Raw genomic sequence first — 24708 nt, 5'->3', positions numbered from 1 at the left:
ACATGGTGAGCCAATCCGTCAGTCTCATTGACGTTTCCAGCTATCTGCCCGGCGAGCCGATCGGTGCGGATTACTACGCACAATTCGCCGAATCCGACGATCTGCGTGACAGTCTGATGTTCCGTGCGCCGGCGTTTCGCCATCACGTCGACCCGGACGAGACCGCCGTCGACATGGTGGAGCGTGCCACACGAGGGTTGATCGAACGCCACGGTGAGGAGGCGATCGACGCCGTCGACGTGCTGATCACCCATACTCAGGCACCGGATGTGCCGTTCTACGGCGCCGGTGGCGGGATCGCTCACCGCCTGGGCATGCGGCCCTCGTGGGTGCTGGACTTGCACAACGGCGGGTGCGCGGTATTCGTGTTGGCGCTCAACGTGGCTCGCCAACTGCTGGCCTCGGGCGCGGGGCGCACGGCGTTGATCGCCGTCGCGCAGAATTCGGCCGGCCAGGTGTTCGATCAACCCGGAGTCCGTCGCAAGGCGCAAGCGGCAGTGCCCGGCGACGGGGCCGCGGTGGGCCTGGTCACGCTGTCTGACCGGTCGCCCGTTCTCGGCATCGATTGCCGCACCTATGGCGAATACGCCGGCGAGATGACGCTTGCCCCGGACCCGCCGCGCAAGTGGTGGCAGCCCGGTACCGGCGAGCTGTGCATCGGTTTCACCGAAAGCAAGATCACCAAGGTGCTGGCCCGCGGCAACCGGCAGGTCCCGGAAGTGGCGCTGGCGGTCTGTGATCGGATTGGACTGCCGTCCAAGGACATTGACCTGCTGGTCACCAACCAGCCCAACCGGGTGTTTCTGCGCAACTGGCGAGAAGCACTCGAACTGCCCGCCGAACGGCACCTGGACACCTTTGACGCATGCGGAAACCTGTTCGGCGCGGGGATTCCGGTCAATCTGGATCGGGCCATCTCGACCGGGCGGGTGGCGACCGGCGACACGGTCATGATGGCAGGGTTTGCGCACGCCGGCGACTTCGCCGGGGCCGCGGCGGTGCGCTGGGGCGGGCGGCCCTGATGCTCAACGTCATCAGCCCCAACGCCATCGACCCTGGTGCGTTGGCGCTCAATGAGAACCCGTTCCCACCGCTGCCTGCGGTGCGCTCGGCGCTGATTCGCTCGATCGACGCGGTGAACCGGTATCCGGAGTTCATGCCGGAACGGCTGCGCGACGTGATCGCCGGCCATATCGGCATGCGCGCCGACCGGGTGGTGCTGGGAGCGGGCGCGACCGGCGTGGTGATGCAGGCCCTACGGGCGGTGACAGTTCCCGGGGATGCGATTGTGATGGCGGCGCCGACCTTCGACGGATATCCGATCGTCGCACAGCTGGCGGGATTGACGGTGGTGACCGTCCCTCTCGACGACTACGGCCATCACGATCTGGGGGCGCTGGCCGCCGCCGCCGCCCAGGCCCGAGTGGTGGTGCTGTGCCGGCCGCACAATCCGACCGGCACGCTGGAGCCGGTGCCGGCGGTGGTGCGGTTCCTGAGCCGGGTGCCCCCGGACACCGTGGTGCTGCTCGACGAGGCGTACATCGAATTCGCCGCGCCCGAGCATCGAATCGACGCTTCGGCGTTGCTTGCTCGTTTCCCCAATGTGCTGGTGGTGCGGACCTTTTCCAAGGCCTATGGGCTGGCGGGGCTGCGGATCGGCTACGGCCTGGCCGCAGCGGAATTGGCCGCGGCGTTGTGGGCCCAGCAGCTTCCGTTCGGCATAGCCGGCACCGGCATACTTGCGGTGGCGGCCTCCTACGAAGCCGAAGACCAGTTGCTGCACCGGGTTCGGCTGATTACGGCCGAACGGCGTTACCTACGGCGGCAATTGAGCGCCATGGGAATAGCCACCACCGATGCGCACGCGAACTTCATGTACCTGCCGTCGAGGGGTCGATTGTGGCATGACGTGTTCGTCCGGGCGGGCCTGCAGGTGCGGCTGTACCCGGACGGCGGTGCCCGAATAACCGTGGGCAGTCGGGCGTCGACTCTGGCGGTGTTGGCCGCGGTGGGAAAATCTGCGGCATGAATCCCGGGTGTTGACCCGATGGCCCCGCCGGTGCGGTAAGAAAAGGCGTGGCTGCATCACGACCGGACAGACCTGACCCCATCGCGGTGGCCCGGGCCAACTGGGAGAAAGCCGGGTGGAGCGACGTGGCGCAGGGCATGGTCGCGGTGACATCGGTGATGCGTGCGCACCAGATCCTGCTGGCCCGCGTCGAGACCGCACTGCGCCCCTACGATCTGAGTTTCTCGCGTTTCGAGCTGCTGCGGTTATTGGCGTTCAGCCGTACCGGAGCGTTGCCGATCACCAAGGCCTCCGACCGCCTTCAGGTTCATGTCACCAGCGTCACGCACGCGATCCGTCGGCTGGAAGCCGACGGGCTGGTGCAACGGGCGCCGCACCCTACCGACGGGCGGACCACGCTGGTGCAGATCACCGACTTGGGGCGGGCCACTGTCGAGGACGCCACCTTGACCCTCAACGAGCAGGTATTCGCCGACATCGGAATGGATGCCGGCGAGTCGGAGGCGCTGGTGTCCGCCATTGAAACGTTGCGGCGCAACGCCGGAGACTTCAGCGTCTGACACCGTTTGGCAACGAGAGAAAGGCAGCCCAGTGGACCCATTAGTTGCTCACCAGCGCGCTCAGGAGGCGTTCGCCGGCGTCCTCGCCAACGTCAGTGCCGATCAGCACAGCGCTCCAACGCCGTGCTCGGAGTGGACAGTTCGGGATCTCATCGAGCACGTCATCAGCGGCAACGAGCACGTCGGGCAATGGGCGCAACACCCGGTTGAGCCGCCCGCACGGCCCGACGACATCCTGGCGGCCCATCGGACCGCGGCCGCCGCCGCCCACGAGGTCTTCGCCGCGCCGGACGGGATGTCCACCACCTTCAAACTGCCGTTCGGTGAGCTGCCCGGCCAGGTCTTCGTCGGGATCCGCACCAGCGATGTGCTGACCCACGCGTGGGATCTGGCGGCCGCCACCGGCCAACCCACCGATCTTGACCCTGAATTGGCGACCGAACAGCTCGCCGCCGTACGGGTGTTCGTGGGGCCGCAGTTCCGGGGACCGGGCAAGCCCTTCGCCGAGGAGCAGCCATGTTCAGTGGAGCGCGCGCCCGCTGATCAGCTGGCCGCATTCCTGGGCCGAAACGTCCGGTGAGCTACCCGTTGCGCAGCATCTCGATGACCGCGCTGAAGTCCAAGCCAGCGTGGTCGGCGGCGAACTCGGCATAGATTTCGGCGGCGTGGCGGCCCAGCGGTGCCGCGGATCCGGTGGCGGTCACCGCGTCCATCGCCAAGCCCAAGTCCTTGTTCATCAACGCCGTCGCGAAGCCCGGCTTGAAGTCATTGTTGGCCGGCGACGTCGGAACCGGGCCCGGCACCGGGCAATTGGTGTGCACCGCCCAGCAGTTGCCGGTCGCGCCGGTGATGACGTCGAACAGCGACTGGGCCGACAGGCCGAGCTTCTCGGCCAGCACGAACGCCTCGCCGATCGCGACCTGCTGCACGGCCAGCACCATGTTGTTGCACAGCTTGGCGGCCTGGCCCGCCCCGGCCGCACCGCAGTGAATGATCTTGCCCGCCATGGGTTCCAGCACCGGACGGGCCCGCTCCAAGACGTCCGCGTCGCCGCCGACCATGAACGCCAGCGTCCCGGCCGCGGCACCCTTGACACCGCCGGAAACCGGCGCGTCGAGTTGGGCCAGGCCGTGCGATGCGGCCAGCGCATGCACCTCGCGGGCGTCGTCGACCGAGATCGTTGAGCTGTCGATGAACAGGGCACCCGGTTGCGCGGCGGGCAGCACCTCGGCATAGCAGCGCTTGACCACGTCACCGTTGGGCAGCATGGTGATGACCACGCTGGCATCGGCCACTGCATCGGCGGCGCTGTCGCATACCGCGCAGCCGGCTGCGGTCGCGGTCGCCACGGCCGCGGGCACGGGGTCGTAGGCGCGCACGATGTGCCCGGCGGCAACCAGATTCGCCGACATCGGCGCGCCCATGTTCCCCAGTCCGAGGAACGCGATCGTCTCTGTCACGTGGTGCAGCCCTCCTAAACGGTAGCGCGAAACCGCGCGGCCTCGGCCCGGCCGATGACAACCCGCATGATTTCGTTGGTCCCTTCCAGAATTCGATGCACCCGCAGGTCGCGGACGATCTTCTCCAGACCATACTCGCGCAGGTAGCCGTACCCGCCGTGTAGTTGCAGCGCCTTGTCGGCCACCTCGAAGCAGGCGTCGGTGACATAGCGCTTGGCCATCGCGCACAGCTCGACCTTATCCGCGGCGTCGCCGTCGAGTGCACTCGCGGCTCGCCACAACAACATTCGCGAGGTTTCCAGCCCGGTGGCCATGTCGGCCAGGGTGAACCGGACGGTGGGTTCGTCCAGCAAGCTGGCCCCGAACGCGTGCCGCTCGCGCACATAGGCGCCGGCCTTGTCGAAAGCGGCCTGCGCGCCGCCGAGTGAACACGCCGCGATGTTGAGCCGGCCGCCGTTGAGACCGTTCATCGCGATGCCGAAGCCCGCACCCTCCCCGTCGGCGCCACCCAGCATGGCATCGGCGGGCACCCGAACCCCGTCGAGGATCACCTGGGCTGTCGGTTGCGCATGCCAGCCCATCTTCTCTTCGAGCGCACCGAAACTCATTCCAGCAGTGCCCTTTTCGATCACGAAGGCCGATATGCCGCGGGGGCCGTCCGCGCCGGTGCGGGCCATCACCACGTACACATCCGAGGCCCCGGCGCCGGAAATGAACTGCTTCACGCCGTCGAGCACATAGTCGCCACCCTGTTTGACGGCGCGGGTGCTGAGCGCGCTGGCATCGGAGCCGGCGCCGGGCTCGGTCAGGCAGTAGCTGGCGATGACGTCCATTGTGGCCAGCCGCGGTATCCAGTCCTTGCGTTGTTCGTCGGTGCCGAAGCTGTCGATCATCCAGGCGCACATGTTGTGGATGGACAGGAAGGCGGCGGTGACCGGGTCGGCGATGGCCAACTGTTCGAAGATGCGCACCCCGTCGAGCCGGCGCAGTCCGCTGCCGCCCACGTCGTCGCGGCAATAGATGGCGGCCATCCCGAGTTCGGCGGCCTCGCGCAGCACGTCGACCGGGAAGTGGTTGCTGGCATCCCATTCCAGAGCGTGTGGTGCAAGCCGCTTTGCGGCGAACGCAGCCGCCGTCTCGGTGATCACCCGCTCGTCGTCGTTGAGGGTAAACATGGCTGCTTACTGCATTGTCGGGATGACGAACTCGGCACCGTCCTTGATGCCGGACGGCCAGCGCGAGGTGACGGTCTTGACCTTGGTGTAGAACTGGATCGAGGTCGGGCCGTGCTGGTTGAGGTCGCCGAACCCGGAGCGTTTCCAGCCGCCAAAAGTGTGATAGGCCACCGGGACCGGGATCGGAACATTGACACCGACCATGCCCACCTGAACCCGCGAGACGAAGTCGCGAGCGGTATCGCCGTCGCGGGTGAAGATTGCCACCCCGTTTCCGTACTCGTGCTCCGACGGCAGGCGCAGCGCTTCCTCGTAGTTGTGGGCGCGCACCATGCACAGCACCGGCCCGAAGATCTCGTCGGTGTAGATCGACATGTCCCGGGTGACGTGGTCGAACAGCGTCGGTCCGATGAAGAAGCCGCCCTCCAAGTTCGCGTCGCCGAAAGTCAGGTCGTCACTGGCCCGTTCGCGGCCATCGATGACGATCTCGGCGCCGGCCTGGACGCCCTGATTGATGTAGTCGCGCACCCGGGTCAGCGCCGCCTCGGTGACCAGCGGGCCGTAGTCGGCCTTAGGGTCCAGGCTGTGGCCGACCCGCAGGTTGTTGATTCGCTCGATCAGCCTGGCGCGCAACCGCTCCGCGGTCTGCTCACCGACCGGGACCGCGACGCTGATCGCCATGCAGCGCTCGCCGGCGCTGCCGTAGCCCGCGCCGATCAGCGCGTCGACCGCCTGGTCGAGGTCCGCGTCGGGCATCACGATCATGTGGTTCTTGGCGCCGCCGAAGCATTGCGAGCGCTTGCCGGTCGCGGCGGCCCCGGCGTAGATGTACTGGGCGATGTCGGAGCTGCCGACGAACCCGACCGCCTTGATGTCGGGGTGATTCAGGATAGCGTCGACGGCTTCCTTGTCACCGTGCACGACCTGGAAGACGCCGGGGGGCAGGCCGGCTTCGGCGAACAGTTCGGCCAGCCGTAGCGGGACCGACGGGTCACGTTCACTCGGCTTGAGCAGGAATGCATTTCCGCATGCCAGGGCCGGGCCGGCCTTCCACAGCGGGATCATCGCCGGGAAGTTGAACGGGGTGATCCCGGCGACGACGCCGAGCGGCTGCCGTAGCGAGTAGACGTCGATACCCGGCCCGGCGCCCTCGGTGTACTCGCCCTTGAGCAGATGCGGGATCCCGAGGCAGAACTCGATCACCTCGATGCCGCGCTGGATGTCGCCCGCGGCGTCGGCCAGCGTCTTGCCGTGCTCGAGTGACAGTAGTTCGGCCAGTTCGTCGTTGTTGTCGTTGACCAACTCGATGAACCGCATCAGCACCCGGGCGCGGCGTTGCGGATTCCATGCGGCCCAGCCCTTTTGGGCCTCGAGGGCCGCTGCCACCGCGGCGTCGACGTCGGCCCGGCCCGCCATCGGCACTTTCGCCTGGACCTGGCCGGTGTTGGGGTCGAAGACGTCGGCGGTGCGGGTGGACTGGCCGGTGGTGCGCTGGCCGTCGATGAAGTGCGGAATATGTGTGGTCATGGCTTGTCCCTGGTTGTGAGCGGCGGAGTAGCGGTGCGGCGTCCGATACTTGCATATCCTAGTAACTACCTGTCGAGGGGCGCAAGCGGGGTGACTTGCCGCTCCCATCCGGCCTACATACCGTTCCGGCTTGTCCGACGAAGCCCGTCCGGGCGCTGATGCGGGCGCGAGCGCGCCGAGCGGTGCTTGGCCAGGAACGTTCGGGTAGCCGCGCAGGTTGGCCGCGTGGTGAATGCGGTGCTGCGCGCGGCACGTAAGAGTGCACTGCGTGGCCGCCGGCATTCGAGAAGGCTCGTCACCGGCCGTCGGGACCTGTTGGCGGACTCGGTGCGGGCGATCGATGGCACATGCGGCCACGTCGCGCCTGGCCATGGTGAACCGAACCGAGTGCGGATTCGTCATTCGGGGTGAGGGCATTCCACCGGTTGAACGGACGCGTGCTGATGACTCTTGGGCGCCGCCGACGAGCCCAGGCAAGGGCGCTTCGAATCTTTGTCGTCGGAGCCGGTGTCGGCGGTCTATCTATTGCGCGGGGGCTCCTGCGCGACGGGCACGACGTCACCGTGTTCGAACGGCGCCCCGATGCGCAGGCAGGTGGCGGCGCCGTCACCATCTGGTCCAACGGCGCGACCGTGCTGGGGCAGCTGGGCGTCGACATGGACGGTGCCGGCCAATTGCTTTCTGCCGTACGGGTCCTGACGTCTACGGGTCGTCCGCTGGCCACGCTGGACGTGGCCGCGATGGTGCGTCGGCTGGGCGCGCCGGTCCGGATGGTGCCACGCCAGATCCTGGTGGAACGGCTACTGAAAGGCTTTCCGGCCGAACGCATCTGCTATGACGCCTGTGTGGTCGGGGTGGCCGGCGGGGACGACGGCGTGCGGGTCGAATTTCGCGACGGCAAGCCGGCCGCAACGGATCTGGTGATCGGCGCCGACGGCCTGCACTCGACGATTAGAGATATCGTCGGCGCGCAGCACGCACAGCCGACCGGTTGGTGTAGCTGGCAGGGACTGGTCACCCTGCCGGATCTCGCCGACAAGCATGTCGCGCAGGTCATCATCGGCGACCGCGGGAACACCGGCCTGTGGCCTGCCGGAGGCTGCGATGTGCAGTGGTGGTTCGATCTGCCGTGGTCGTACGACTTCGTGAGGCCGCAACGTCCGATCGAGATGATCCGTACCACGTTCGCCGGATGGTCCGGCACGGTCGATCGAGTATTGGCGGCGCTGACCGATGACGACGTGGTCCATTCGCCCTACCCGCATTTTCGCCATCCCATTCCGCCTCCGGGTCGCGGCGCGGTGACGTTGCTCGGCGACGCCGCACACACCATGCCGCCCACCCTCGCGCAGGGGACCAATCAGGCGCTGCTCGACACGATGGTGTTGCGCAAAGCGCTTCGCGACTTCGGCACCAGCGACGTGTCAGCCGCGCTGCGGTGGTACGAGAAGACCAGGCGCCGCAAGGTCATGGCGGTTTCGCGGGTGGCGTCGCTACCGGTGTCGCACCGTGAGTCCGTGCTCAAGCCGGCAGCAATGATCTCCGACAGGCTCCACACCTGGGCGCTGACCACGTTCTTGAGTGGAACCAGTCACCGCCGGATTGCTGCTGAAATCAGCCGAGACGCCGTGCGGGCCACTGCGTCGGGTGCGGTGCGATGAACGCGGCCGACCCGGTACGGGTACGAGGCGCGATCGATACGCCCTCGCGCTGGCTGTGGCTGTTCAAGTGGTGTGTGCTCGCCGTCCCGCACTACCCGGTTTTGATACTGCTCTATGCGGTGTATCCGCTGCTGACCGTCGCGGCCGGTGTCGCGATCGTATTCACCGGACGCTATCCGCGCCGCGTCTTCGACTTCAACGTCGGAGTGCTGCGCTGGTCCTGGCGAGTCATGAACTACCGGTTCCCGATGAACAGCACCGACAAATACCCACCTTTCACGCTCGCGTCTCGGCCCGACTACCCGGGTGATCTCCAGGTGGATTTTCCGCAGCGGCTGGGGAAATGGCGTGTGCTGGTGAAGTCGTGGCTGCTGGGACTCCCGCAGATACTGCTGTGCTGGGCGATGGAACCGCTGCTGCAGGTGCTGTGCGTGATCTCCGCGGTGTGGTTGCTGTGCACCGGAACAATCCATCAGGGCATGTTCGACCTCCTGATGGGCATCGTTCGGTGGCGATACCGGGTGGCGGTCTACGTTTCGTTGATGCGAGACGAGTATCCCCCGTTCCGACTCGACCAAGGTGGTAGCTGACGCACGCTAATTCGTTGTTTCCGTACGTGTATCGATTCGGGATGCCGCTCTTCAACCGGACGTTCTACCACCGGTATCGACGAGAGGCGATGAGCCACGCGGTCGGCCGGTTGCTGATGGTCGGTGTCGGTCCCGGAACCGATTTGCGGTTTATTCCGCCCGCGGTGACGTCGGTCGCCGCCGTGGAGCCGGTGGCGGCGTTTCGGCGGATGGCTGCCGCACTGGCGCGCCGCAACGGCATCGCGGTCGACGTAGTCGACGGGGTGGGCGAGTCGATTCCCTTCCCGGACAACAGCTTCGACTCGGTGCACATCGGCCTGGTGCTGTGCTCGGTCGACGACGTGGCCGCCACGCTCGCTGAGATCCGGCGGGTGTTGGTGTCCGGGGGCAGGTTGGTCGTCCTCGAGCACGTTCGCGGTGCGGGCGCGATGGGCCGGTTCCAGGACCTGATCGCAAGGCCCTGGTCTCGGCTGGCGTGCGGCTGCGAGCCGAACCGCCGAACGATCGACGCGATTGCCAAGGCCGGATTCGACACCAGCGGACTGCGCAGTATTCCCCGGACCCTGGTGCCGCCGCCCTGCACACCCCATCTGCAAGGAGTCGCCGTCGTAGTCGACGAATAATGGGCACAAATTTGTTGCCGGCATCTTGAACATATCGCTTGCGAGGGTATAAAATCAAGGTTTAACTTTTCGGCGCGGGGGCGGTCGCCAAAATATACATCGACAAAAAGGGGGCCGGTGATCGTGAATTTCTCGGTGTTACCGCCGGAGGTCAATTCGGCGCGGCTGTTTTCGGGTGCCGGTTCGGCCCCAATGGTGGCTGCCACCGCGGCCTGGAATGGATTGGCAGAGGAATTGGCCGGTGCGGCGGCGTCCTTTTCGTCGGTGACGTCGGGGTTGTTGGGCCAGGCGTGGCAGGGTCCGGCGTCCGTCGCGATGGCGGCCGCGGCGGCCCCCTATACCGCGATGCTGAGCGCGGCGGCGGATCGGGCGACGGCGGCGGGCGCGCAGGCGCAGGCGGTGGCCGACGCGTTCGAGGCTGCGCGGGCGGCAACGATCCATCCGCTGGCCGTGGCGGCCAACCGGGACGGGTTGGTGCAGTTGATTTTGTCGAATTTCTTTGGGCAGAACGCTCCATCGATCGCGGCCGTCGAGGCCGAGTACGAACAGATGTGGGCTCAGGATGTGGCCGCGATGGCGGGCTACCATGCCGGTGCATCGGCGGCAGCGGCGCAGCTGGAGCCATGGCTGCAGGCGCTGCACGACCTAGCAAGCCGGCTCGCCGGAATATTGGGCCTCAGCCCGGTCACCAACCCGGTAGCGAGCGACCCCGATTTGATGAGTCAAACCACCAATTTCGGCTTGTTCACCAGCACGGCTCTTGCTGACCCTGACGACAATAATTTCGTCGGACTGGTTATTTCGAGTCCACTCTTCACTAATACATTGACTTCCGGGTTTGAGCCCACCTTGGGCCTGGGCGCGCCCGGGCAGACGATAAACACCTTCCGAAGCCCGGTCTTGCCGTTCTTGAACAGTTCGCTCGCACTTCCTGTCACCGATCCCTTAGCGCCGTTGTTTACCGCACTTCTTCCCCTTGGTTTCTGACCATTCGAGACTATTCGAAACTGTAGGAAACTATTCGAGCCCGATGGCTTCGATGATGTTCAGTCGCGAGGCGCGCGCTGCGGGTGGCAACGAGCCGAGCAGGCTGACCGCCACGGCGCCGATCGTCAACACGAGCGCTGAGGGGCCCGGCCGGAAACCAACCCCGAAGTTCATGACGTCCGCGCTGACGAGGCTGTACAGCCACTGGTCGGTCAGTCCGAACGCAAGCCCCGCGACACCACCGACAACCCCGATGCCCGCCGCCTCGGCCAACACCATCTGCACCGTGAACCGCCGACTGCAGCCCATTGCCCGCAGCACCCCGATCTCCCGGCGCCGTTGCAGCACCGACAGTGTCAACGTGTTGAGCAGCGCGACGCCGGCCACGAAGACCACGATGATCCAGACGGCGTCGGCGATGAACATGCTCTGCCGCAGCGGGGCTGCAGCGCCCGCCAGTGCCGCGCGACCGTCGTACACGTAATTCGGTGGCGGCACCACCCGTCGCACGTTGTCCGACAAGCGATGTCGATCAACGCCCGGGGCCGCGGTGATCTGCAGTGTGGTCGCCGCCGGCCGGTCGAACCAGGACCGCAGCTGATCCAGGCTCATCCCCACCGTGCCGATGACGGTGGAGAAGTACGGCACCAGCGCCAACACGGTGGGCCGTTGCCGTCCGTGCGGGGTGTCCAATGGCAGCTGATCTCCGACCCGCACCCGCAGCGCCGCACCCAGATTCCGGGTGAGCACCACGCCCCGCCCGGCCAGCACCTCCTCGCGCACCCGATCATCCAGCGCCCGGTAGAGCGAGTCGGCGGTTCCGGGGGAAAACCCGTCGAGCAGCACCCGGGTACCGCCCACCACGGCAAACGCAGCCGCTCCCTCGGTAACCCGGGCGACGCCGGGCACCGCTGCCAACTGTTCGGAAAGGCCTTGCGGCAGTGGGTCGGTGGGGTATCTGTCCGGCGGATCTGCGCTCACCCACACGTCGACGCCGGCCACCGGAGCGAAGATTTCCCGCGCGGAGGAGATCATGTCGGAGTTGGTGCCGGTGATCACCACCGTGGTGACAACCGCGATCAACACGGTCATGACGGTCGCCCAGACGCGCCGCGGCGCCCGTTGGATGGTCGCCGCCGCGAGTGCGCCCGCCGGTCCGAACCTTCGCGCCGTCGCGGCGACGGCGCCGACGACGGGCGCGGTGAGCGCAAACCCCAGCGCGATCTCGGCGCCGAACAGGGCAAGCATCGCGGCCAAGGCGTACCTGACGCGGTGGTCGACCACGACCAGGCTGGACGCCGCGAACATCGCCACGGCTGCGGCCCCGGTCGCGACCCGCAGCCAACGCGGCACCACATCTGCCGACGAGACCCCGACCGGCGCCAAAGCCTCGATCGGCGAGACCCGGTACACCTGCCGGGCGGCCATCGCGGACGCGGCCACGCTGGTGAGCATCGTCGTCGCCGAGGCAACCGGTAGCGCATAGCCGGGCAGCCAGTACTCGACACGAGCCTCCAGCCCCTGGGTCAGTGCCGGCGGAAGCCGGCCAATCGCCATGCGGCCCAAGACTATTCCGCCGCACGCCCCGATAGCTCCGCCGACCAGCCCGAGAACCGCGGACTCTGCGAGTAGGTCGCCGACTATGGCGATGCGCCGGCCGCCGATCGCGCGCAGCAGCGAGATGACGGGCCGCCGCTGAGCAATCGTCATGGTCATCGTGGTGTAGATCAGGAATGCGCCGACCAGCAAGGCAACCCCGGCGCCCATCAGGGCCATGTAGTTCATCAGCTTCACACCGTCGCCGGCCCGTGTCGCCCGCATGCTCGGGTTGGCCACAATGGCGCGACCGTTCACCGCGGCGACCACGCCGGCGCGCACCGCGGCAAGATCGGCCCCCGGCCGGGTGGTGATCAGTATCGAGTCCAGCCGGCCTTGACGCCCGGTAACGCTCTGCGCCAAGGCAAGTGGCGCCAGGACATAACGGCCGCCGTTGAGCTCGGCGAGTCGCCGGCCTCCGAGCACCTCGACGACGGTGACCGAGCCCGAGCCCAGCCGGAACGTCTCGCCTTTCGGGTGGCCGGCACCGGGTCCGACCCGAACTCCGCCGGGAGTCGTCGACGGCGCGTCCAACGGTTGTGCCCCAATACTTTTGAAGGCGTCTTTCAGGGCGCCGCTCAGCTCGGCACTGCGAGCGTCGGCGCCGAAAAGCAGTACCGGGCCCGACGCCGTGGGCGCCGACATCCGGATCATCGGCGCCGCAGTGCCGACACCGGGGACCGCCGCGACGTCGGCCGCGATCGTGTCGGGAAAGCCGGCATCGGTGATGCCCGAAACCTCGAGCGCGGCAAGGCCGGCGACGCCGTCGGCCAATCGGTTGACCGATCCGGTGATCGATCCGAAGATGCCGAATACCGCAACCAGGTACATCGCCGCCACTGCCATGACGGCGATGGAGGCGCTGGTGCGGCGGCGATGCACGGCAAGCTCGCGCAGGCCGAACAGTCGTAGCCGGCTTGCCGCAGCCGGCAATGTCGAGCCCGGTCTCACCATGGCGCCACCGCCGCGTCACAGCAGACCCGGCCGTCCTGCAGGGTGATCACCCGATCGGTGGTCGCCGCGGCGTCCGAATTGTGGGTCACCATCACCACCAGCCGACCGCGGCCCGGTTCGTGCGCCACCTCGGCGAGCAACGCCAAAATCGAAGCGCCCGTCGTGGAGTCGAGGTTCCCGGTCGGCTCGTCGGCAAGAATCAGCGGCGGGTCCATCATCAACGCCCGCGCCACCGCAACCCGCTGCATCTGACCCCCGGACAGTTCCGACGGCCGGTGCTCGGCGCGGTTACCCAGCCCCACCCGGTGCAACAGCTGAACCGCTTCGGCTTTGGCCCTACCCAGTCGGACACCGTCGAGCAGCTTGGGCACCGCCACGTTCTCCCACGCCGACAACGTCGGCAACAGGTTGAAGAACTGAAACACAAACCCCACACAACGATGCCGGAATTGCGACTGCTGCTCATCGCGGAGGCGGCCGATCTCCTCGCCGTCGAAGATGATGGACCCGGAGTCGGGGCTGTCCAACGCGCCCAGCAGATGCAACAACGTGCTCTTGCCCGCGCCCGACGGCCCGACGACCGAGACGAACCGCCCGCCTGCCAAGTCCAGGTTGACGCGGCGCAGTGCGCGCACGGTCTGGCCCCCGACCCGATACTGGCGGGCCACATCACGGAGTTCGATGGTCAGCTCGTGGCCGGGCGATCCGGCGGCACCGATTGCTGGCGCCGCGGTCCGCGGCGAGACCGAACCACCCTGCGTGCGACGGCCGCTACCCACATGCGTTACTACGAGACCGGTCGCGAATCGGTTCGATTCTGCCGGCGTCGAATATCGCGTTTCATCGTATCCTCGTCGGCGGGTGTAACCCGGCCTCCGGTGACGCGCTCGGCATCCGCGAGGTGAGCTATACCCGCGGGGAGCACCGGCTGGCGTTGAAAGAGCGAACACTGCAATGACTTCCACGGTAAGACTGCTTCGATTCTGCATCGCTGCATCGCTGCATCGCTGCATCGCTGCATCGGTGGCCGTCAGCGCCATCAGCCATGCTTGTCTCTATGTCCATGGATACCAACACATCCCGGTGATCGGCGCCGCTTTTCTCGTGGGGGCCAGTGTCTCGTTCGCAGTGGCGGTGTTGGTTCTGTTAGGCAGTCCGGGGTGGTTGTGCTGGGTAGCGGCGGCGGTCGCGGGCGGCTCGTTGACCGCTTTCGCCCGGTCGCGCACCGTCGGGATTTCCGGCTTTTCCGAACGTGGCTGGCATCCCGCACCGCACGCGGGGTTCAGTGCCGGCGCCGAACTGGTGACGGTGGCGCTGTGGGTCGCCGTCGTCGCAGCCCGCCGGAGGTCGTTGCGGCGGTCGTAGCTTCGGGGTTAGCGCAGCGCGGCCTGCGCGTTGGCGCGATAATGCGGCCGGCCGCGAGCAGCGGACTTCCTCTTCAGGAAGCGGGTTTTGCACGACAGCGCGGGCTTTTCCGCCAGGAACCAGCTCAGCGCGGCGATCGGCAGCGTGGCCAGGGTCGCAATGCCCCACAACGCAAATGGGTTCACGTTGTCCAGCCCGCCGATGACCAGCAACCGCTGGATGGGGAACGCGAAAATGTATACGCCATATGACAGATCCGTGCGCATGGAAAAGCGTACCGAGCTGAGAAGTTGACGGACCGCCGGGACATCCACGTCGCGGCCGGTGAGCGGAAAGCAGTGCCACAGGATCACCGCGATCGCCAGGGCGAGCCGAAATGCGTTCAGCGCGTTTTTTCGCGGGTCGAATTGCTCCCCGAGTGTCATCCGTTCCAGCCAGTCGTCGCGCTGCGTGCTCGGCGCGGCAGCTCCAGACAACAACTGGCCGATCGCGCTGCTACCTGGAGGTTGCGCTCCGGGTAGATTTACGTGGCGGACCAGGCGGATGTGCTGTTATTGCCGAACCTTCACCCGGCTTCGGACCGGTGACGGCATCGAGGTAGCCGATGCGGCTGCTAGGGGCAGGTGACGTCGACCTCGAACGGCTTGTGCACCTGCTGACCGGCATTGTCGACACCGCTGGCCACACCGGTGATGTGGTAGCTGTTGCCGGTTTTGGTGGCGCTGGCGTTCTCGTCGGGCACGCCCTCGGTGAAGCTCATGACCACGCCGTCGACGGTGCCCAGGCCGGCGCTGTGCACCACCGAGCCGTCCGGCTCCAAGCCGACGATGACTCCCGTCGCCATGTCGCCGACGGCGATGGAGAACCTGCCGGCATTCGTCGAGCACACCACCGGGCCGCTGACGTTTTGCGGCTGGCCGCCGATGACGACCTTGGTTTCTCCAGACGCGGCCGGGGTGCTGCTCGACGCCGGCGCCGACGTCGAACTCGAGGCGGCGCTCGACGACGTGGCGGTGCTGGATGACGGTCCGGACTTGTTGTCGTTGGAGCATCCCGCCATACCCGCGACGATTGTCGCCGCCCCGACGGCGATCAACAACTCACGCTTCACCAAGTTCTCCTTCGGATAGGTCCGCACCCGCGATACCGGCAGATCTTCTGAAGCAGTATGTATGGCGGCGTAGCCGACGTACAGATGCGAATTACTCGCCGCGCAGCGCGTCGATGAATTTCCGGGTCGCTGCCCAGGTCGGCAACACGCCCGTGGCGCGTACCTCGTCGAGACCGGGGGCCGCTGCGTCGCGGTCGGACAGGCTCGCCGCCACACCGTCGACCAACGGCCAATCGATCGCCAGCGATGGATCTGTCGCGCAGATCGTGTGCTCGCGCTGCGGGTTGTACTCCGCCGAGCACAGATACATCACGGTCGAATTATCTTGCAGTGCAAGGAAACCATGTGCCAAGCCTTCGGAGATGTACACCGTCCGGCGGTCTACGTCGTCGAGCACCACCGCATCCCATCGCCCGAATGTCGGTGAACCCAAACGGATGTCGACGACGACATCGAACACTGAGCCGGATACGCAGGTCACATACTTGGCCTGGCCCGGCGGCAACTCGGCGAAATGCAGACCGCGCAAGACACCGGCCGCCGATACCGAGCAATTGGCTTGCCGGACGTCCAGGCGATGACCCGCGAAAGCGCTGAAGTCGCGCTCGGTTAGCCATTCGAAGAACAGCCCGCGCGAATCGCCGTGGATGGCAGGGGTGATCTCCCAGGCGCCGGGGATGTCGAGTTCGCGTACCTTCATGTCACTGACCGCGCTGCTCGTAGCGTGCCTCCGCGGCGTCTTTCAGCGGTCGCCACCACGCTTCGTTGTCGCGATACCAGTCGATGGTGGTGCGCAATCCCTCTTCGAAATCGGTGTGCGCTGGCGCCCAAGCCAATTCGTCGTAGAGCGGGGACGGGTCGATGGCGTAACGCAGGTCGTGACCGATTCGGTCGGTGACGTGGTCGAAATCGTCGGGGTCGCGGCCCATCATCCGCAGCAGGGTGCGCAACACGGTCAAGTTGTCGCGCTCGCCCTCGGCGCTGATCAGGTAGGTCCGGCCTATCTGGCCCTTTTCGAGAATTCGCCATACCGCGCTGTTGTGGTCGTCGACGTGGATCCAGTCGCGGACGTTGGCGCCGCTGCCGTAGAGCTTGGGTCGCCGCCCGGTGAGCACATTGGTGATCTGGCGCGGAATGAACTTCTCGACGTGCTGATACGGCCCGTAGTTGTTGGAGCAGTTGGAGATGGTGGCGCGTACCCCGTAGGACCGCACCCAGGCCCGGACCAGCATGTCACCGGCCGCCTTGGACGCCGAGTACGGACTCGACGGGTTGTACGGTGTCGCCTCGGTGAACCGTTGCGGGTCGTCGAGTTCCAAGTCTCCGTAGACCTCGTCGGTGGAGATGTGGTGCAGCCGCACGCCGTGGCGCCGGACCGCCTCCAAGATCGTGTACGTCCCGATCACGTTGGTGTGCAGGAACGGTTCGGGGTCGTCCAGCGCGTTGTCGACGTGGGTTTCGGCCGCAAAATGCACGACCGCATCCGACGGGGCCACCAGCCGGGAAACCAGCTCGGTGTCGGTGATGTCGCCTTCGACCAGTGTGATCGCGTCCGCGATGTCGGCCAGCGAATCGCGCCGGCCGGCGTAAGTAAACGCATCGAGGACCGTGACCTCAACCTCGGGGCGTTCGCGCACGGTGCTGTGCACGAAGTTGGCGCCGATGAAGCCCGCTCCACCGGTAACTAGCAGCCGCATGGCCAAACCCTAACGGGTAGTCCCAGCGGCCCGGCCAGTTCGGTCGGTGCCGGCAACAACGTCTCCTCGGTCTGCGAGCCGCAGTGTTCGGGGTTGACCGAAACGACCTCCGTCACTAGGCCCGGGTGAGCCCGAGTGGACCGGCCAATTCGGCGAGCGCCGGGACCAGGTTCTCCGCGTTGGTCAGGATCTGAACGGGGACATGGTCGGCGCCGGCGTCGAGGTGCTGCTGGAGCCGTGCCGCGATCGCCTCCGGGGTGCCGTAGGCGACCACCGCGTCGACCAAGCGGTCGCTCCCCGGCCGGGCGACGTCGTCGTCGCTGAAGCCCAGCCGCTTCCAGTTGTTGCGGTAGTTGGTCAGGTTGAAATAGACGTCGAGGGCCTTGCGGCCCACCGAACGGGCCCGCTCGGGGTCTGTGGTCAGCACCACCTTGTGTTCGGGCGCCAGGAACGCCGACGGGCCGATCAGTTCGCGGGCCTGCGCGGTGTGCTCCGGGGTGGTCAGGTAGGGGTGGGCCCCGGCGCTGCGTTCGGCCGACAGCTTGAGCACCCGGGGACCCAGGGCCGCCACCACGCGTCGGTCGGCCGGCACGCCGTACTCGTCCAGCTGGTCCAGGTACTGCACCAGGGCCGCGTAAGGCTGTCGGTACTCGGCGGTCGCCTCGGGGTGGCCGACACCGATACCCAGCAGGAAACGACCCGGGTAGGCCTGGTCGATCCGGTGGAACGACTCGGCGACCGGCTTGGCAGCCGCCGACCAGATGTTGACGATGCCGGTGGCCACCTGAAGGGTGGTCGTCGCCTCGAGAATCGGTTCCACCCAGGCCAACTCCGCGGGTGGCGAGCGACCCACCCAGACGGCCCCGTAGCCCAGGGCTTCGATTTCTCTGGCTTGCTGAGGGGTTACGCCCCATCCGAAGGATCCGAACCGGCCGAGGTCCGGCTTGCCGGCGGCAGAACTGGTTTGATCGTCGGGAGCATTGGGGGCACTGGCACCAGAATCGGTCACGGTGGGTCCAACCCGCCGGTCCTGGCAGCCTATTCCTGCGATTCCTGCGATTGCTGCCGGGTTTTGCGTCGGACGCGGCGATGCGGGTATTGTGGACCAACGGTGCGGCGTCCGTGCCGGCTTCTGGCGTGCCCAGTCCCGAAATTTCTCGGAAACGCTTCGCGGAATTTCCACCACCGGCTCACGTTTGTAGTCCGGGCAGGTGCTGCGCCGAACCCGGTGCACTGACAAGAAGTGAGGATCGCCAGAACGCAATGGCCAAGAAGGACGGCGCCATCGAGGTCGAGGGTCGCGTGGTCGAACCCCTGCCCAATGCCATGTTTCGCATTGAGCTGGAAAACGGCCACAAGGTGCTCGCCCACATCAGCGGCAAGATGCGGCAGCACTACATCCGCATCCTGCCCGAGGACCGCGTGGTGGTGGAGTTGTCTCCCTACGACCTGTCCCGGGGCCGCATCGTGTACCGGTACAAGTAGCCCGCGCCGGCATTGAGACCAAACACCCAGAGAACAGGACCGAGACTGCCGTGAAGGTGAACCCGAGCGTCAAGCCGATCTGTGACAAGTGCAGGGTGATCCGTCGACACGGGCGGGTCATGGTGATCTGCTCCGATCCGCGTCACAAGCAGCGGCAGGGTTAGTCAAGCCGCCGGACCCGGCGGAGCACCACAGACAACTGAATGCAGACCTCCCAGCACCAATGAGCGGCTGGCATCTCTAGAGATGGGCCGGCTCATCCACGCCCGGACGGAGGCCGGGCCCCGCAAGTTTGGCGGGAACGGACTGGGACCACACCTCCGCCGAGAAAGAGGAAACGCCATCTATGGCTCGACTAGTCGGCGTCGACCTGCCGCGCGACAAGCGGATGGAGGTCGCCCTGACCTACATCTATGGCATCGGCCGTACCCGCTCCAACGAAATTCTGGCCGCCACCGGCATCGACCGGGACCTTCGTACCAGGGATCTCACCGACGACCAGCTCACCCATCTGCGTGACTACATCGAAGCGAACCTGAAGATCGAGGGTGACCTGCGCCGCGAGGTGCAGGCCGACATTCGCCGCAAGATCGAAATCGGCTGCTACCAGGGTCTGCGGCACCGCCGTGGGCTGCCGGTGCGTGGCCAGCGGACCAAGACGAACGCGCGGACCCGTAAAGGTCCCAAGCGCACCATCGCAGGCAAGAAGAAGGCCAGGTAACCGATGCCACCCGCCAAGAAAACAGCAAGCGGCGCCGCCAAGAAGGGTCAAAAGGGACAGAAGACCCGGAGGCGGGAAAAGAAGAACGTCCCGCACGGCGCCGCCCACATCAAGAGCACCTTCAACAACACGATCGTGACGATCACCGACCCCCAGGGCAATGTCATCGCCTGGGCGTCGTCGGGTCATGTCGGCTTCAAAGGTTCTCGGAAGTCGACGCCGTTCGCCGCGCAGCTGGCTGCGGAGAACGCCGCGCGCAAGGCACAGGAGCACGGCGTCCGCAAGGTCGACGTGTTCGTCAAGGGGCCGGGCTCGGGCCGTGAGACCGCGATCCGCTCGCTGCAGGCCGCCGGCCTGGAGGTCGGTGCGATCTCTGATGTCACCCCCCAGCCGCACAACGGCGTCCGCCCACCCAAGCGCAGAAGGGTCTAGCAGACAACATGGCTCGTTACACCGGACCCGTCACCCGTAAATCGCGCCGGCTGCGCACCGACCTTGTCGGCGGCGACCAGGCCTTCGAAAAGCGTCCCTACCCGCCCGGCCAGCACGGCCGCGCCCGAATCAAGGAAAGCGAATATCTGCTGCAGCTGCAGGAGAAGCAGAAGGCCCGCTTCACCTACGGCGTCATGGAAAAGCAGTTCCGCCGCTACTACGAAGAGGCCGTGCGGCAGCCCGGCAAGACCGGCGAGGAACTGCTGCGAATCCTGGAGAGCCGGCTGGACAACGTGGTCTACCGCGCCGGCCTGGCCCGCACCCGCAGGATGGCCCGCCAGCTGGTCAGCCATGGGCATTTCAGCGTCAACGGCGTGCACGTCAACGTCCCCAGCTACCGGGTGTCGCAGTACGACATCATCGACGTGCGAGACACGTCCCTGAACACCGTGCCGTTCCAGATCGCCCGGGAGACCGCGGGTGACCGGCCGATCCCGAGCTGGCTGCAGGTGGTGGGGGAGCGGCAACGCATCCTGATCCACCAACTGCCCGAACGCGCCCAGATCGACGTCCCGCTGACCGAGCAGCTGATCGTCGAGTTCTACTCCAAGTAACCGCACCCTCGGGGGGCTCGAAGGAGAACCGGTCCCCTAAGTACCCCGACGGCATCAAATAGCGGGTGCCGAGAAGGAGAAGAAGAAACACCATGCTGATCTCTCAGCGTCCCACCCTGTCGGAGGAAGTCCTCACCGACAACCGGTCCCAGTTCACCATCGAACCGCTGGAGCCCGGATTCGGCTATACCCTTGGCAATTCGCTGCGACGCACCCTGTTGTCGTCTATCCCGGGTGCGGCCGTCACCAGTATTCGCATCGACGGCGTGCTGCACGAGTTCACCACGGTGCCGGGAGTCAAAGAAGACGTCACCGACATCATCCTGAACCTCAAGAGCCTCGTCGTGTCCTCCGAGGAGGACGAGCCGGTCACCATGTACCTGCGCAAGCAGGGTCCCGGTGAGGTCACCGCCGGCGACATCGTGCCGCCGGCCGGTGTCACGGTGCACAACCCCGGCATGCACATCGCCACGTTGAACGACAAGGGCAAGCTGGAAGTGGAACTCGTCGTCGAGCGTGGCCGCGGCTACGTCCCGGCGGTCCAAAACCGGGCTTCTGGTGCCGAAATCGGCCGTATCCCAGTCGATTCCATCTACTCGCCGGTGCTCAAGGTCACCTACAAGGTGGAAGCCACCCGGGTCGAGCAGCGTACCGACTTCGACAAGCTGATTCTCGACGTGGAGACCAAGAGTTCGATCACGCCACGCGACGCGCTGGCGTCGGCGGGCAAGACGCTGGTCGAATTGTTCGGTCTGGCACGCGAGCTCAATATCGAGGCCGAAGGCATCGAGATCGGGCCGTCGCCGGCCGAGGCCGACCACATAGCCTCGTTCGCGCTGCCCATCGACGACCTGGATCTGACCGTCCGCTCCTACAACTGCCTCAAGCGTGAGGGCGTGCACACCGTCGGTGAATTGGTCTCGCGCACCGAGTCCGATCTGCTCGACATCCGCAACTTCGGTCAGAAGTCCATCGACGAGGTGAAGGTGAAGCTGCATCAGCTGGGTCTGTCGCTCAAGGACAGTCCGCCCACCTTCGACCCGTCGGAGGTCGCGGGCTACGACGTGGCCACCGGCACCTGGTCCACGGAGGGTTCCTACGACGACCAGGACTACGCCGAAACCGAACAGCTTTAATTTTGCGTCCGATCTAGACAGGAGCGTCAGCAATGCCCAAGCCCACCAAGGGCCCACGCCTCGGCGGGTCATCGTCGCACCAGAAGGCGATCCTGGCCAACCTGGCCACGTCCCTGTTCGAGCACGGCCGGATCAAGACCACCGAGCCGAAGGCTCGGGCGTTGCGCCCGTACGCGGAGAAGCTGATCACCCACGCCAAGAAGGGCACGCTGCACAATCGGCGCGAGGTGCTCAAGAAAATCCGCGACAAGGATGTGGTGCACACCTTGTTCGCCGAGATCGGGCCGTTTTTCTCCGACCGCGATGGTGGCTATATCCGCATCATCAAGGTCGAGCCGCGTAAAGGCGACAACGCTCCGATGGCCGTCATCGAGTTGGTGCGGGAGAAGACGGTGACGTCGGAGGCGGATCGGGCACGGCGAGTGAAGGCGTCCAAGGCTTCTCAGGATCCAGCAGCACCAGTGGCAGCGGCGGCGGCGCCGCAGGCGGCGGTCGAGCCTGAAGCCGCTGTCGGTGTGACCGCCCAAGAGGCCGCTGACGAGACCGCAGGGGCCGAGACCGGAGGGGCCGAGCCTGCCGACGGGGGTGGCGAGGCCGAGCCTGTCGACGAGGCCACCGAGGACACCCAGGACGCCGAAGGGGCCACCGAGGATTAGTGCGGACGTCCGGCTGCGGCTCGACATCGCCTACGACGGAACCGACTTCGCGGGCTGGGCGACGCAGCCGGGGCAGCGTACGGTCGCCGGTGTGCTCGATGCGGCACTGACGACGATATTTCGCACGCCGATACGGCTGCGTGCGGCCGGACGGACCGATGCCGGCGTCCATGCGAGCGGACAAGTGGCCCATGCCGATGTGCCCGTCGACGCATTGCCGAACGCCTATTCGCATTCGGCCCGCCCCGGCCAAGCCGAATTCCGGCCGTTGGTGGGACGGCTGGGCCGCTTCCTGCCCTCAGATGTCCGAGTTCTCGATATTGCCCGCGCCCCAGCGGATTTCGATGCCAGATTTTCCGCACTGCGTCGGCATTATGTCTATCGCCTGTCGACGGCGCCCTATGGGGTGGTGCCGCAGCTGGCTCGCTATGTGACCGCCTGGCCACGGGATCTGGATGTGGAGGCGATGGCCGTCGCGTCGCGAGAGCTGTTGGGGTTGAACGATTTCGCTGCCTTTTGCCGTCATCGAGACGGTGCCACCACGATCCGCGACTTGCAGCGGCTGGACTGGGCGCGTGACGGCGACTTGGTCACCGCGCATGTCACCGCCGACGCGTTCTGCTGGTCCATGGTGCGGTCGCTGGTCGGTGCCCTGCTGGCCGTCGGCGAGCATCGGCGCAGCATGACCTGGTGTCGTGAATTGCTCACCGCGACGGGGCGTTCCAGTGACTTCGCGGCTGCGCCGGCACACGGGCTGACGCTGGTCCGGGTGGACTATCCGCCCGCCGACCAGCTGGGGTCACGAGTATTGATCACGCGCGACCTGCGCAGGCGTACCGACTAGATCGCCGTTCATTTCGACTTGGAACCGCAGGTACTGCTCGACGCGGCTGGGTCGGCGGCGGACGAACAGCCAACTAACGGCAAGGATGACGAACCACACCGGAATCCACGCCAGGGCGGTTGCAGTTTCCGGTTTGGTGGTTAGCGTCCAGATCACGAACGCGAAGAAGACCAGGACCGCCCAGCACATCGCCACGCCACCCGGCATCTTGTAGCGAGAATCGGCGTGCCGCTGGGGATGCCGTCGGCGATAGACGAGGTAGCTGATGATGATCATCGTCCAGACAAACATGAACAGCGTCGAGGAAACGGTCGTGATGACGGTGAAGGCGCCGATCACCGTCCCGCCCGCGTAGAGCAACGGGATGGTGGTCAGCAGCAACGCCGCCGTCAGCAATAGAGCGGGCGCCGGAACGCCGCGGCGGTTGAGTCGGGCGAACAGCGCAGGCGCGTTGCCCTCGTCAGCCAGGCCATAGAGCATCCGTCCGGTCGAGAAAACTCCGGAGTTCGCGGAGGAGGCAGCCGAGGTGATGACTACGAAGTTGACGAAGGACGCCGCTGCGGCCAGACCGGCGAGGGAGAACATCGCGACAAACGGGGACTCTCCGCTGGCGAATCGCCGCCATGGGACGACGGTCAGGATCGCCAGCAGTGCACCGACGTAAAAGATGGCTACCCGCAGTGGGACCGCGTTGATCGCACGGGGCAGGGTGCGCTGGGGGTCGGCGGTCTCGGCCGCCGCAGTGCCGACCAGTTCCACCCCGATATAGGCGAAAAATCCAATCTGAAAACCACTGACCACACCCATGAACCCGGTGGCGAAGAATCCGCCGTCGTTCCAAAGATTCTCGAACGCCGCACGATCACCATCGGGCGAAACGAAATGGCCGGCGACCAGGATGGCGCCGATGATGACCAGGCAGAGAATCGCAACGACCTTGATCAGCGCGAACCAGAATTCGGTCTCACCGAACTTGCTGACGCCGAACAGGTTAATGGTCAGTATCAGGCCGATGGCGACAACTGCGGGTAACCACCTCGGCAAGTCCGGCCACCAAAACATCGCATAGCCCGTAATCGCGACGAGGTCGGCGACCCCGGTCACGATCCAAGCGAACCAGTACGACCATCCCATGAGGTAGCCGGCCGCCGGCCCGAGCAGGTCGGCTGCGCAATCGACGAATGACTTGTAGCGCAGGTTCGACAGCAACAGCTCACCCATCGCACGCAGCACGAAGAAGGCAAAGAAGCCGATGATTCCGTACACCAGCATTACCGCCGGGCCGGCGAGCGAGATCGTCCTGCCGGAACCCATGAACAGCCCGGTGCCGATCGCGCCTCCGATCGCGATCAGCTGAACATGGCGGTTGGAAAGACCCCTATGCAGATGCGGAGCATGGTCATCGGTGTGGTGAGTGCCGATATCGGACGACATAGGTGGATCCCTCGTAGATCGGAGCAACAGGATGCCGGCTGGCGGTGTCTA

General features: G+C 66.1%; 27 protein-coding genes and 1 pseudogene. 17 read left to right on the top strand and 11 right to left on the bottom strand.

Annotated elements, in window-relative coordinates:
- The first annotated feature begins 2 nt into the window (after positions 1–2).
- The 4 genes from BST40_RS00565 to BST40_RS00550 are packed head-to-tail and all read left to right on the top strand — an operon-like array spanning position 3 to position 3169.
- Positions 3–1022 (top strand): 3-oxoacyl-ACP synthase III family protein, encoded by a 1020-nt coding sequence (locus BST40_RS00565; RefSeq protein WP_083153172.1) that lies wholly within the window; start codon positions 3–5, stop codon positions 1020–1022.
- Positions 1022–2029, top strand: a complete 1008-nt coding sequence (locus BST40_RS00560; protein WP_075547072.1) for a pyridoxal phosphate-dependent aminotransferase — start codon at positions 1022–1024, stop codon at positions 2027–2029. Before BST40_RS00565 ends, BST40_RS00560 begins: the two co-directional genes overlap by 1 nt.
- 47 nt (positions 2030–2076) lie before the next feature.
- Positions 2077–2589, top strand: a complete 513-nt coding sequence (locus BST40_RS00555) for a MarR family winged helix-turn-helix transcriptional regulator (protein ID WP_075547073.1) — start codon at positions 2077–2079, stop codon at positions 2587–2589.
- 31 nt (positions 2590–2620) lie between these two features.
- Positions 2621–3169 (top strand): TIGR03086 family metal-binding protein, encoded by a 549-nt coding sequence (locus BST40_RS00550; protein WP_075547074.1) that lies wholly within the window; start codon positions 2621–2623, stop codon positions 3167–3169.
- 1 nt (position 3170) lies between these two features.
- Here BST40_RS00550 and mmsB read toward each other — a convergent pair whose 3' ends face one another.
- Genes mmsB through BST40_RS00535 form a run of 3 tightly spaced genes read right to left on the bottom strand, consistent with a single transcriptional unit; the run spans position 3171 to position 6751 of the window.
- On the bottom strand, positions 3171–4049 hold the full coding sequence (gene mmsB, locus BST40_RS00545; RefSeq protein WP_083153111.1) for a 3-hydroxyisobutyrate dehydrogenase: 879 nt from the start codon (positions 4047–4049) through the stop codon (positions 3171–3173).
- 14 nt (positions 4050–4063) lie between these two features.
- On the bottom strand, positions 4064–5224 hold the full coding sequence (locus BST40_RS00540; protein WP_075547076.1) for an acyl-CoA dehydrogenase family protein: 1161 nt from the start codon (positions 5222–5224) through the stop codon (positions 4064–4066).
- A gap of 6 nt (positions 5225–5230) precedes the next feature.
- Positions 5231–6751 (bottom strand): CoA-acylating methylmalonate-semialdehyde dehydrogenase, encoded by a 1521-nt coding sequence (locus BST40_RS00535; RefSeq protein WP_083153109.1) that lies wholly within the window; start codon positions 6749–6751, stop codon positions 5231–5233.
- Between the two features lie 443 nt (positions 6752–7194).
- Here BST40_RS00535 and BST40_RS00530 point away from each other — a divergent pair, with 443 nt between their 5' ends.
- From BST40_RS00530 to BST40_RS31365, 4 genes and pseudogenes are all read left to right on the top strand, one after another.
- Complete coding sequence (locus BST40_RS00530) at positions 7195–8412, top strand: FAD-dependent oxidoreductase (RefSeq protein ID WP_075547167.1); 1218 nt, start codon at positions 7195–7197, stop codon at positions 8410–8412.
- Positions 8409–9002, top strand: a complete 594-nt coding sequence (locus tag BST40_RS00525) for a DUF4389 domain-containing protein (protein WP_075547078.1) — start codon at positions 8409–8411, stop codon at positions 9000–9002. Before BST40_RS00530 ends, BST40_RS00525 begins: the two co-directional genes overlap by 4 nt.
- A gap of 41 nt (positions 9003–9043) precedes the next feature.
- Positions 9044–9625: a class I SAM-dependent methyltransferase gene (locus BST40_RS00520; RefSeq protein ID WP_083153107.1), complete on the top strand. Its 582-nt coding sequence runs from the start codon at positions 9044–9046 to the stop codon at positions 9623–9625.
- Between the two features lie 123 nt (positions 9626–9748).
- Positions 9749–10300 (top strand): annotated as a pseudogene (locus BST40_RS31365) (PPE family protein); the annotation flags it as partial.
- Positions 10301–10642: 342 nt separating this feature from the next.
- Here the strand turns inward: BST40_RS31365 and BST40_RS00510 are convergent.
- Positions 10643–13162 carry an ABC transporter permease gene (locus BST40_RS00510; RefSeq protein WP_371686865.1) on the bottom strand — a complete coding sequence of 840 codons (2520 nt, stop codon included), beginning with the start codon at positions 13160–13162 and terminating at the stop codon, positions 10643–10645.
- Positions 13156–13851 carry an ABC transporter ATP-binding protein gene (locus tag BST40_RS00505; RefSeq protein WP_075547168.1) on the bottom strand — a complete coding sequence of 232 codons (696 nt, stop codon included), beginning with the start codon at positions 13849–13851 and terminating at the stop codon, positions 13156–13158. The genes BST40_RS00510 and BST40_RS00505 overlap by 7 nt, the downstream gene beginning before the upstream one ends.
- Positions 13852–14116: 265 nt before the next feature.
- On the opposite strand from BST40_RS00505, the gene BST40_RS00500 reads away from it, so the two are divergent.
- Positions 14117–14527 (top strand): hypothetical protein, encoded by a 411-nt coding sequence (locus BST40_RS00500; protein WP_075547081.1) that lies wholly within the window; start codon positions 14117–14119, stop codon positions 14525–14527.
- Between the two features lie 8 nt (positions 14528–14535).
- Here the strand turns inward: BST40_RS00500 and BST40_RS33105 are convergent, their stop codons facing one another.
- The 5 genes from BST40_RS33105 to BST40_RS00475 form a co-directional block, all read right to left on the bottom strand.
- Entirely contained in the window at positions 14536–15003 is a 468-nt protein-coding gene (locus BST40_RS33105) for a hypothetical protein (protein ID WP_131808292.1), read from the bottom strand.
- Between the two features lie 137 nt (positions 15004–15140).
- Positions 15141–15587: a lipoprotein LpqH gene (locus BST40_RS00490; protein WP_438269425.1), complete on the bottom strand. Its 447-nt coding sequence runs from the start codon at positions 15585–15587 to the stop codon at positions 15141–15143.
- A 142-nt stretch (positions 15588–15729) separates the two neighbouring features.
- A complete protein-coding gene (gene rfbC, locus BST40_RS00485; RefSeq protein ID WP_075547083.1) occupies positions 15730–16338 on the bottom strand; it encodes a dTDP-4-dehydrorhamnose 3,5-epimerase in 609 nt (202 codons plus the stop codon).
- 1 nt (position 16339) lies between these two features.
- Positions 16340–17335 carry a dTDP-glucose 4,6-dehydratase gene (gene rfbB / locus BST40_RS00480; protein WP_075547084.1) on the bottom strand — a complete coding sequence of 332 codons (996 nt, stop codon included), beginning with the start codon at positions 17333–17335 and terminating at the stop codon, positions 16340–16342.
- 115 nt (positions 17336–17450) lie between these two features.
- A complete protein-coding gene (locus BST40_RS00475; protein WP_075547085.1) occupies positions 17451–18344 on the bottom strand; it encodes an LLM class F420-dependent oxidoreductase in 894 nt (297 codons plus the stop codon).
- Between the two features lie 254 nt (positions 18345–18598).
- Here BST40_RS00475 and infA point away from each other — a divergent pair, with 254 nt between their 5' ends.
- The 8 genes from infA to truA all read left to right on the top strand — a co-directional run bounded on the left by infA (position 18599) and on the right by truA (position 23223).
- Positions 18599–18820: a translation initiation factor IF-1 gene (gene infA / locus BST40_RS00470; protein WP_003418601.1), complete on the top strand. Its 222-nt coding sequence runs from the start codon at positions 18599–18601 to the stop codon at positions 18818–18820.
- A 50-nt stretch (positions 18821–18870) separates the two neighbouring features.
- Positions 18871–18984, top strand: coding sequence for a 50S ribosomal protein L36 (rpmJ, locus tag BST40_RS00465; RefSeq protein ID WP_003879483.1), 114 nt, complete (start codon positions 18871–18873; stop codon positions 18982–18984).
- Positions 18985–19166: 182 nt separating this feature from the next.
- Positions 19167–19541 carry a 30S ribosomal protein S13 gene (gene rpsM / locus BST40_RS00460; protein ID WP_023371064.1) on the top strand — a complete coding sequence of 125 codons (375 nt, stop codon included), beginning with the start codon at positions 19167–19169 and terminating at the stop codon, positions 19539–19541.
- A 3-nt stretch (positions 19542–19544) separates the two neighbouring features.
- A complete protein-coding gene (gene rpsK / locus BST40_RS00455) occupies positions 19545–19973 on the top strand; it encodes a 30S ribosomal protein S11 (RefSeq protein ID WP_023371066.1) in 429 nt (142 codons plus the stop codon).
- Positions 19974–19981: 8 nt separating this feature from the next.
- Complete coding sequence (gene rpsD / locus BST40_RS00450; RefSeq protein WP_023371068.1) at positions 19982–20587, top strand: 30S ribosomal protein S4; 606 nt, start codon at positions 19982–19984, stop codon at positions 20585–20587.
- Positions 20588–20679: 92 nt separating this feature from the next.
- Positions 20680–21723 carry a DNA-directed RNA polymerase subunit alpha gene (locus BST40_RS00445; protein ID WP_075547086.1) on the top strand — a complete coding sequence of 348 codons (1044 nt, stop codon included), beginning with the start codon at positions 20680–20682 and terminating at the stop codon, positions 21721–21723.
- 32 nt (positions 21724–21755) lie between these two features.
- The gene (gene rplQ / locus BST40_RS00440; protein WP_083153106.1) at positions 21756–22379 is read left to right on the top strand and encodes a 50S ribosomal protein L17; all 624 of its coding nucleotides are present in this window, start codon (positions 21756–21758) and stop codon (positions 22377–22379) included.
- Positions 22324–23223, top strand: a complete 900-nt coding sequence (gene truA / locus BST40_RS00435; protein WP_082275407.1) for a tRNA pseudouridine(38-40) synthase TruA — start codon at positions 22324–22326, stop codon at positions 23221–23223. The genes rplQ and truA overlap by 56 nt, the downstream gene beginning before the upstream one ends.
- Here the strand turns inward: truA and BST40_RS00430 are convergent.
- Positions 23179–24657, bottom strand: coding sequence for an amino acid permease (locus BST40_RS00430; RefSeq protein ID WP_075547088.1), 1479 nt, complete (start codon positions 24655–24657; stop codon positions 23179–23181). The genes truA and BST40_RS00430 overlap by 45 nt on opposite strands.
- Positions 24658–24708 lie beyond the last annotated feature (51 nt).

Origin of the sequence: Mycobacterium persicum, from assembly GCF_002086675.1 — a bacterium.
Classification (GTDB): domain Bacteria; phylum Actinomycetota; class Actinomycetes; order Mycobacteriales; family Mycobacteriaceae; genus Mycobacterium; species Mycobacterium persicum.
Note: the sequence above shows the minus strand (reverse complement) of the source record. Positions and strands in the feature narration are given on the sequence as shown.

Coding starts and splice junctions, on each gene's coding strand:
- infA (WP_003418601.1), top strand. CDS start 18,599: ATGGCCAAGAAGGACGGCGCCATCGAGGTCGAGGGTCGCGTGGTCGAA.
- BST40_RS00520 (WP_083153107.1), top strand. CDS start 9,044: ATGCCGCTCTTCAACCGGACGTTCTACCACCGGTATCGACGAGAGGCG.
- rplQ (WP_083153106.1), top strand. CDS start 21,756: ATGCCCAAGCCCACCAAGGGCCCACGCCTCGGCGGGTCATCGTCGCAC.
- rpsK (WP_023371066.1), top strand. CDS start 19,545: ATGCCACCCGCCAAGAAAACAGCAAGCGGCGCCGCCAAGAAGGGTCAA.
- BST40_RS00430 (WP_075547088.1), bottom strand. CDS start 24,657: ATGTCGTCCGATATCGGCACTCACCACACCGATGACCATGCTCCGCAT.
- BST40_RS00510 (WP_371686865.1), bottom strand. CDS start 13,162: ATGGTGAGACCGGGCTCGACATTGCCGGCTGCGGCAAGCCGGCTACGA.
- BST40_RS00445 (WP_075547086.1), top strand. CDS start 20,680: ATGCTGATCTCTCAGCGTCCCACCCTGTCGGAGGAAGTCCTCACCGAC.
- BST40_RS00525 (WP_075547078.1), top strand. CDS start 8,409: ATGAACGCGGCCGACCCGGTACGGGTACGAGGCGCGATCGATACGCCC.
- BST40_RS00530 (WP_075547167.1), top strand. CDS start 7,195: ATGACTCTTGGGCGCCGCCGACGAGCCCAGGCAAGGGCGCTTCGAATC.
- BST40_RS00500 (WP_075547081.1), top strand. CDS start 14,117: ATGACTTCCACGGTAAGACTGCTTCGATTCTGCATCGCTGCATCGCTG.
- BST40_RS00560 (WP_075547072.1), top strand. CDS start 1,022: ATGCTCAACGTCATCAGCCCCAACGCCATCGACCCTGGTGCGTTGGCG.
- rpsM (WP_023371064.1), top strand. CDS start 19,167: ATGGCTCGACTAGTCGGCGTCGACCTGCCGCGCGACAAGCGGATGGAG.
- BST40_RS00535 (WP_083153109.1), bottom strand. CDS start 6,751: ATGACCACACATATTCCGCACTTCATCGACGGCCAGCGCACCACCGGC.
- rfbC (WP_075547083.1), bottom strand. CDS start 16,338: ATGAAGGTACGCGAACTCGACATCCCCGGCGCCTGGGAGATCACCCCT.
- BST40_RS00565 (WP_083153172.1), top strand. CDS start 3: ATGGTGAGCCAATCCGTCAGTCTCATTGACGTTTCCAGCTATCTGCCC.
- rpsD (WP_023371068.1), top strand. CDS start 19,982: ATGGCTCGTTACACCGGACCCGTCACCCGTAAATCGCGCCGGCTGCGC.
- BST40_RS00490 (WP_438269425.1), bottom strand. CDS start 15,587: ATGGCGGGATGCTCCAACGACAACAAGTCCGGACCGTCATCCAGCACC.
- BST40_RS00540 (WP_075547076.1), bottom strand. CDS start 5,224: ATGTTTACCCTCAACGACGACGAGCGGGTGATCACCGAGACGGCGGCT.
- rfbB (WP_075547084.1), bottom strand. CDS start 17,335: ATGCGGCTGCTAGTTACCGGTGGAGCGGGCTTCATCGGCGCCAACTTC.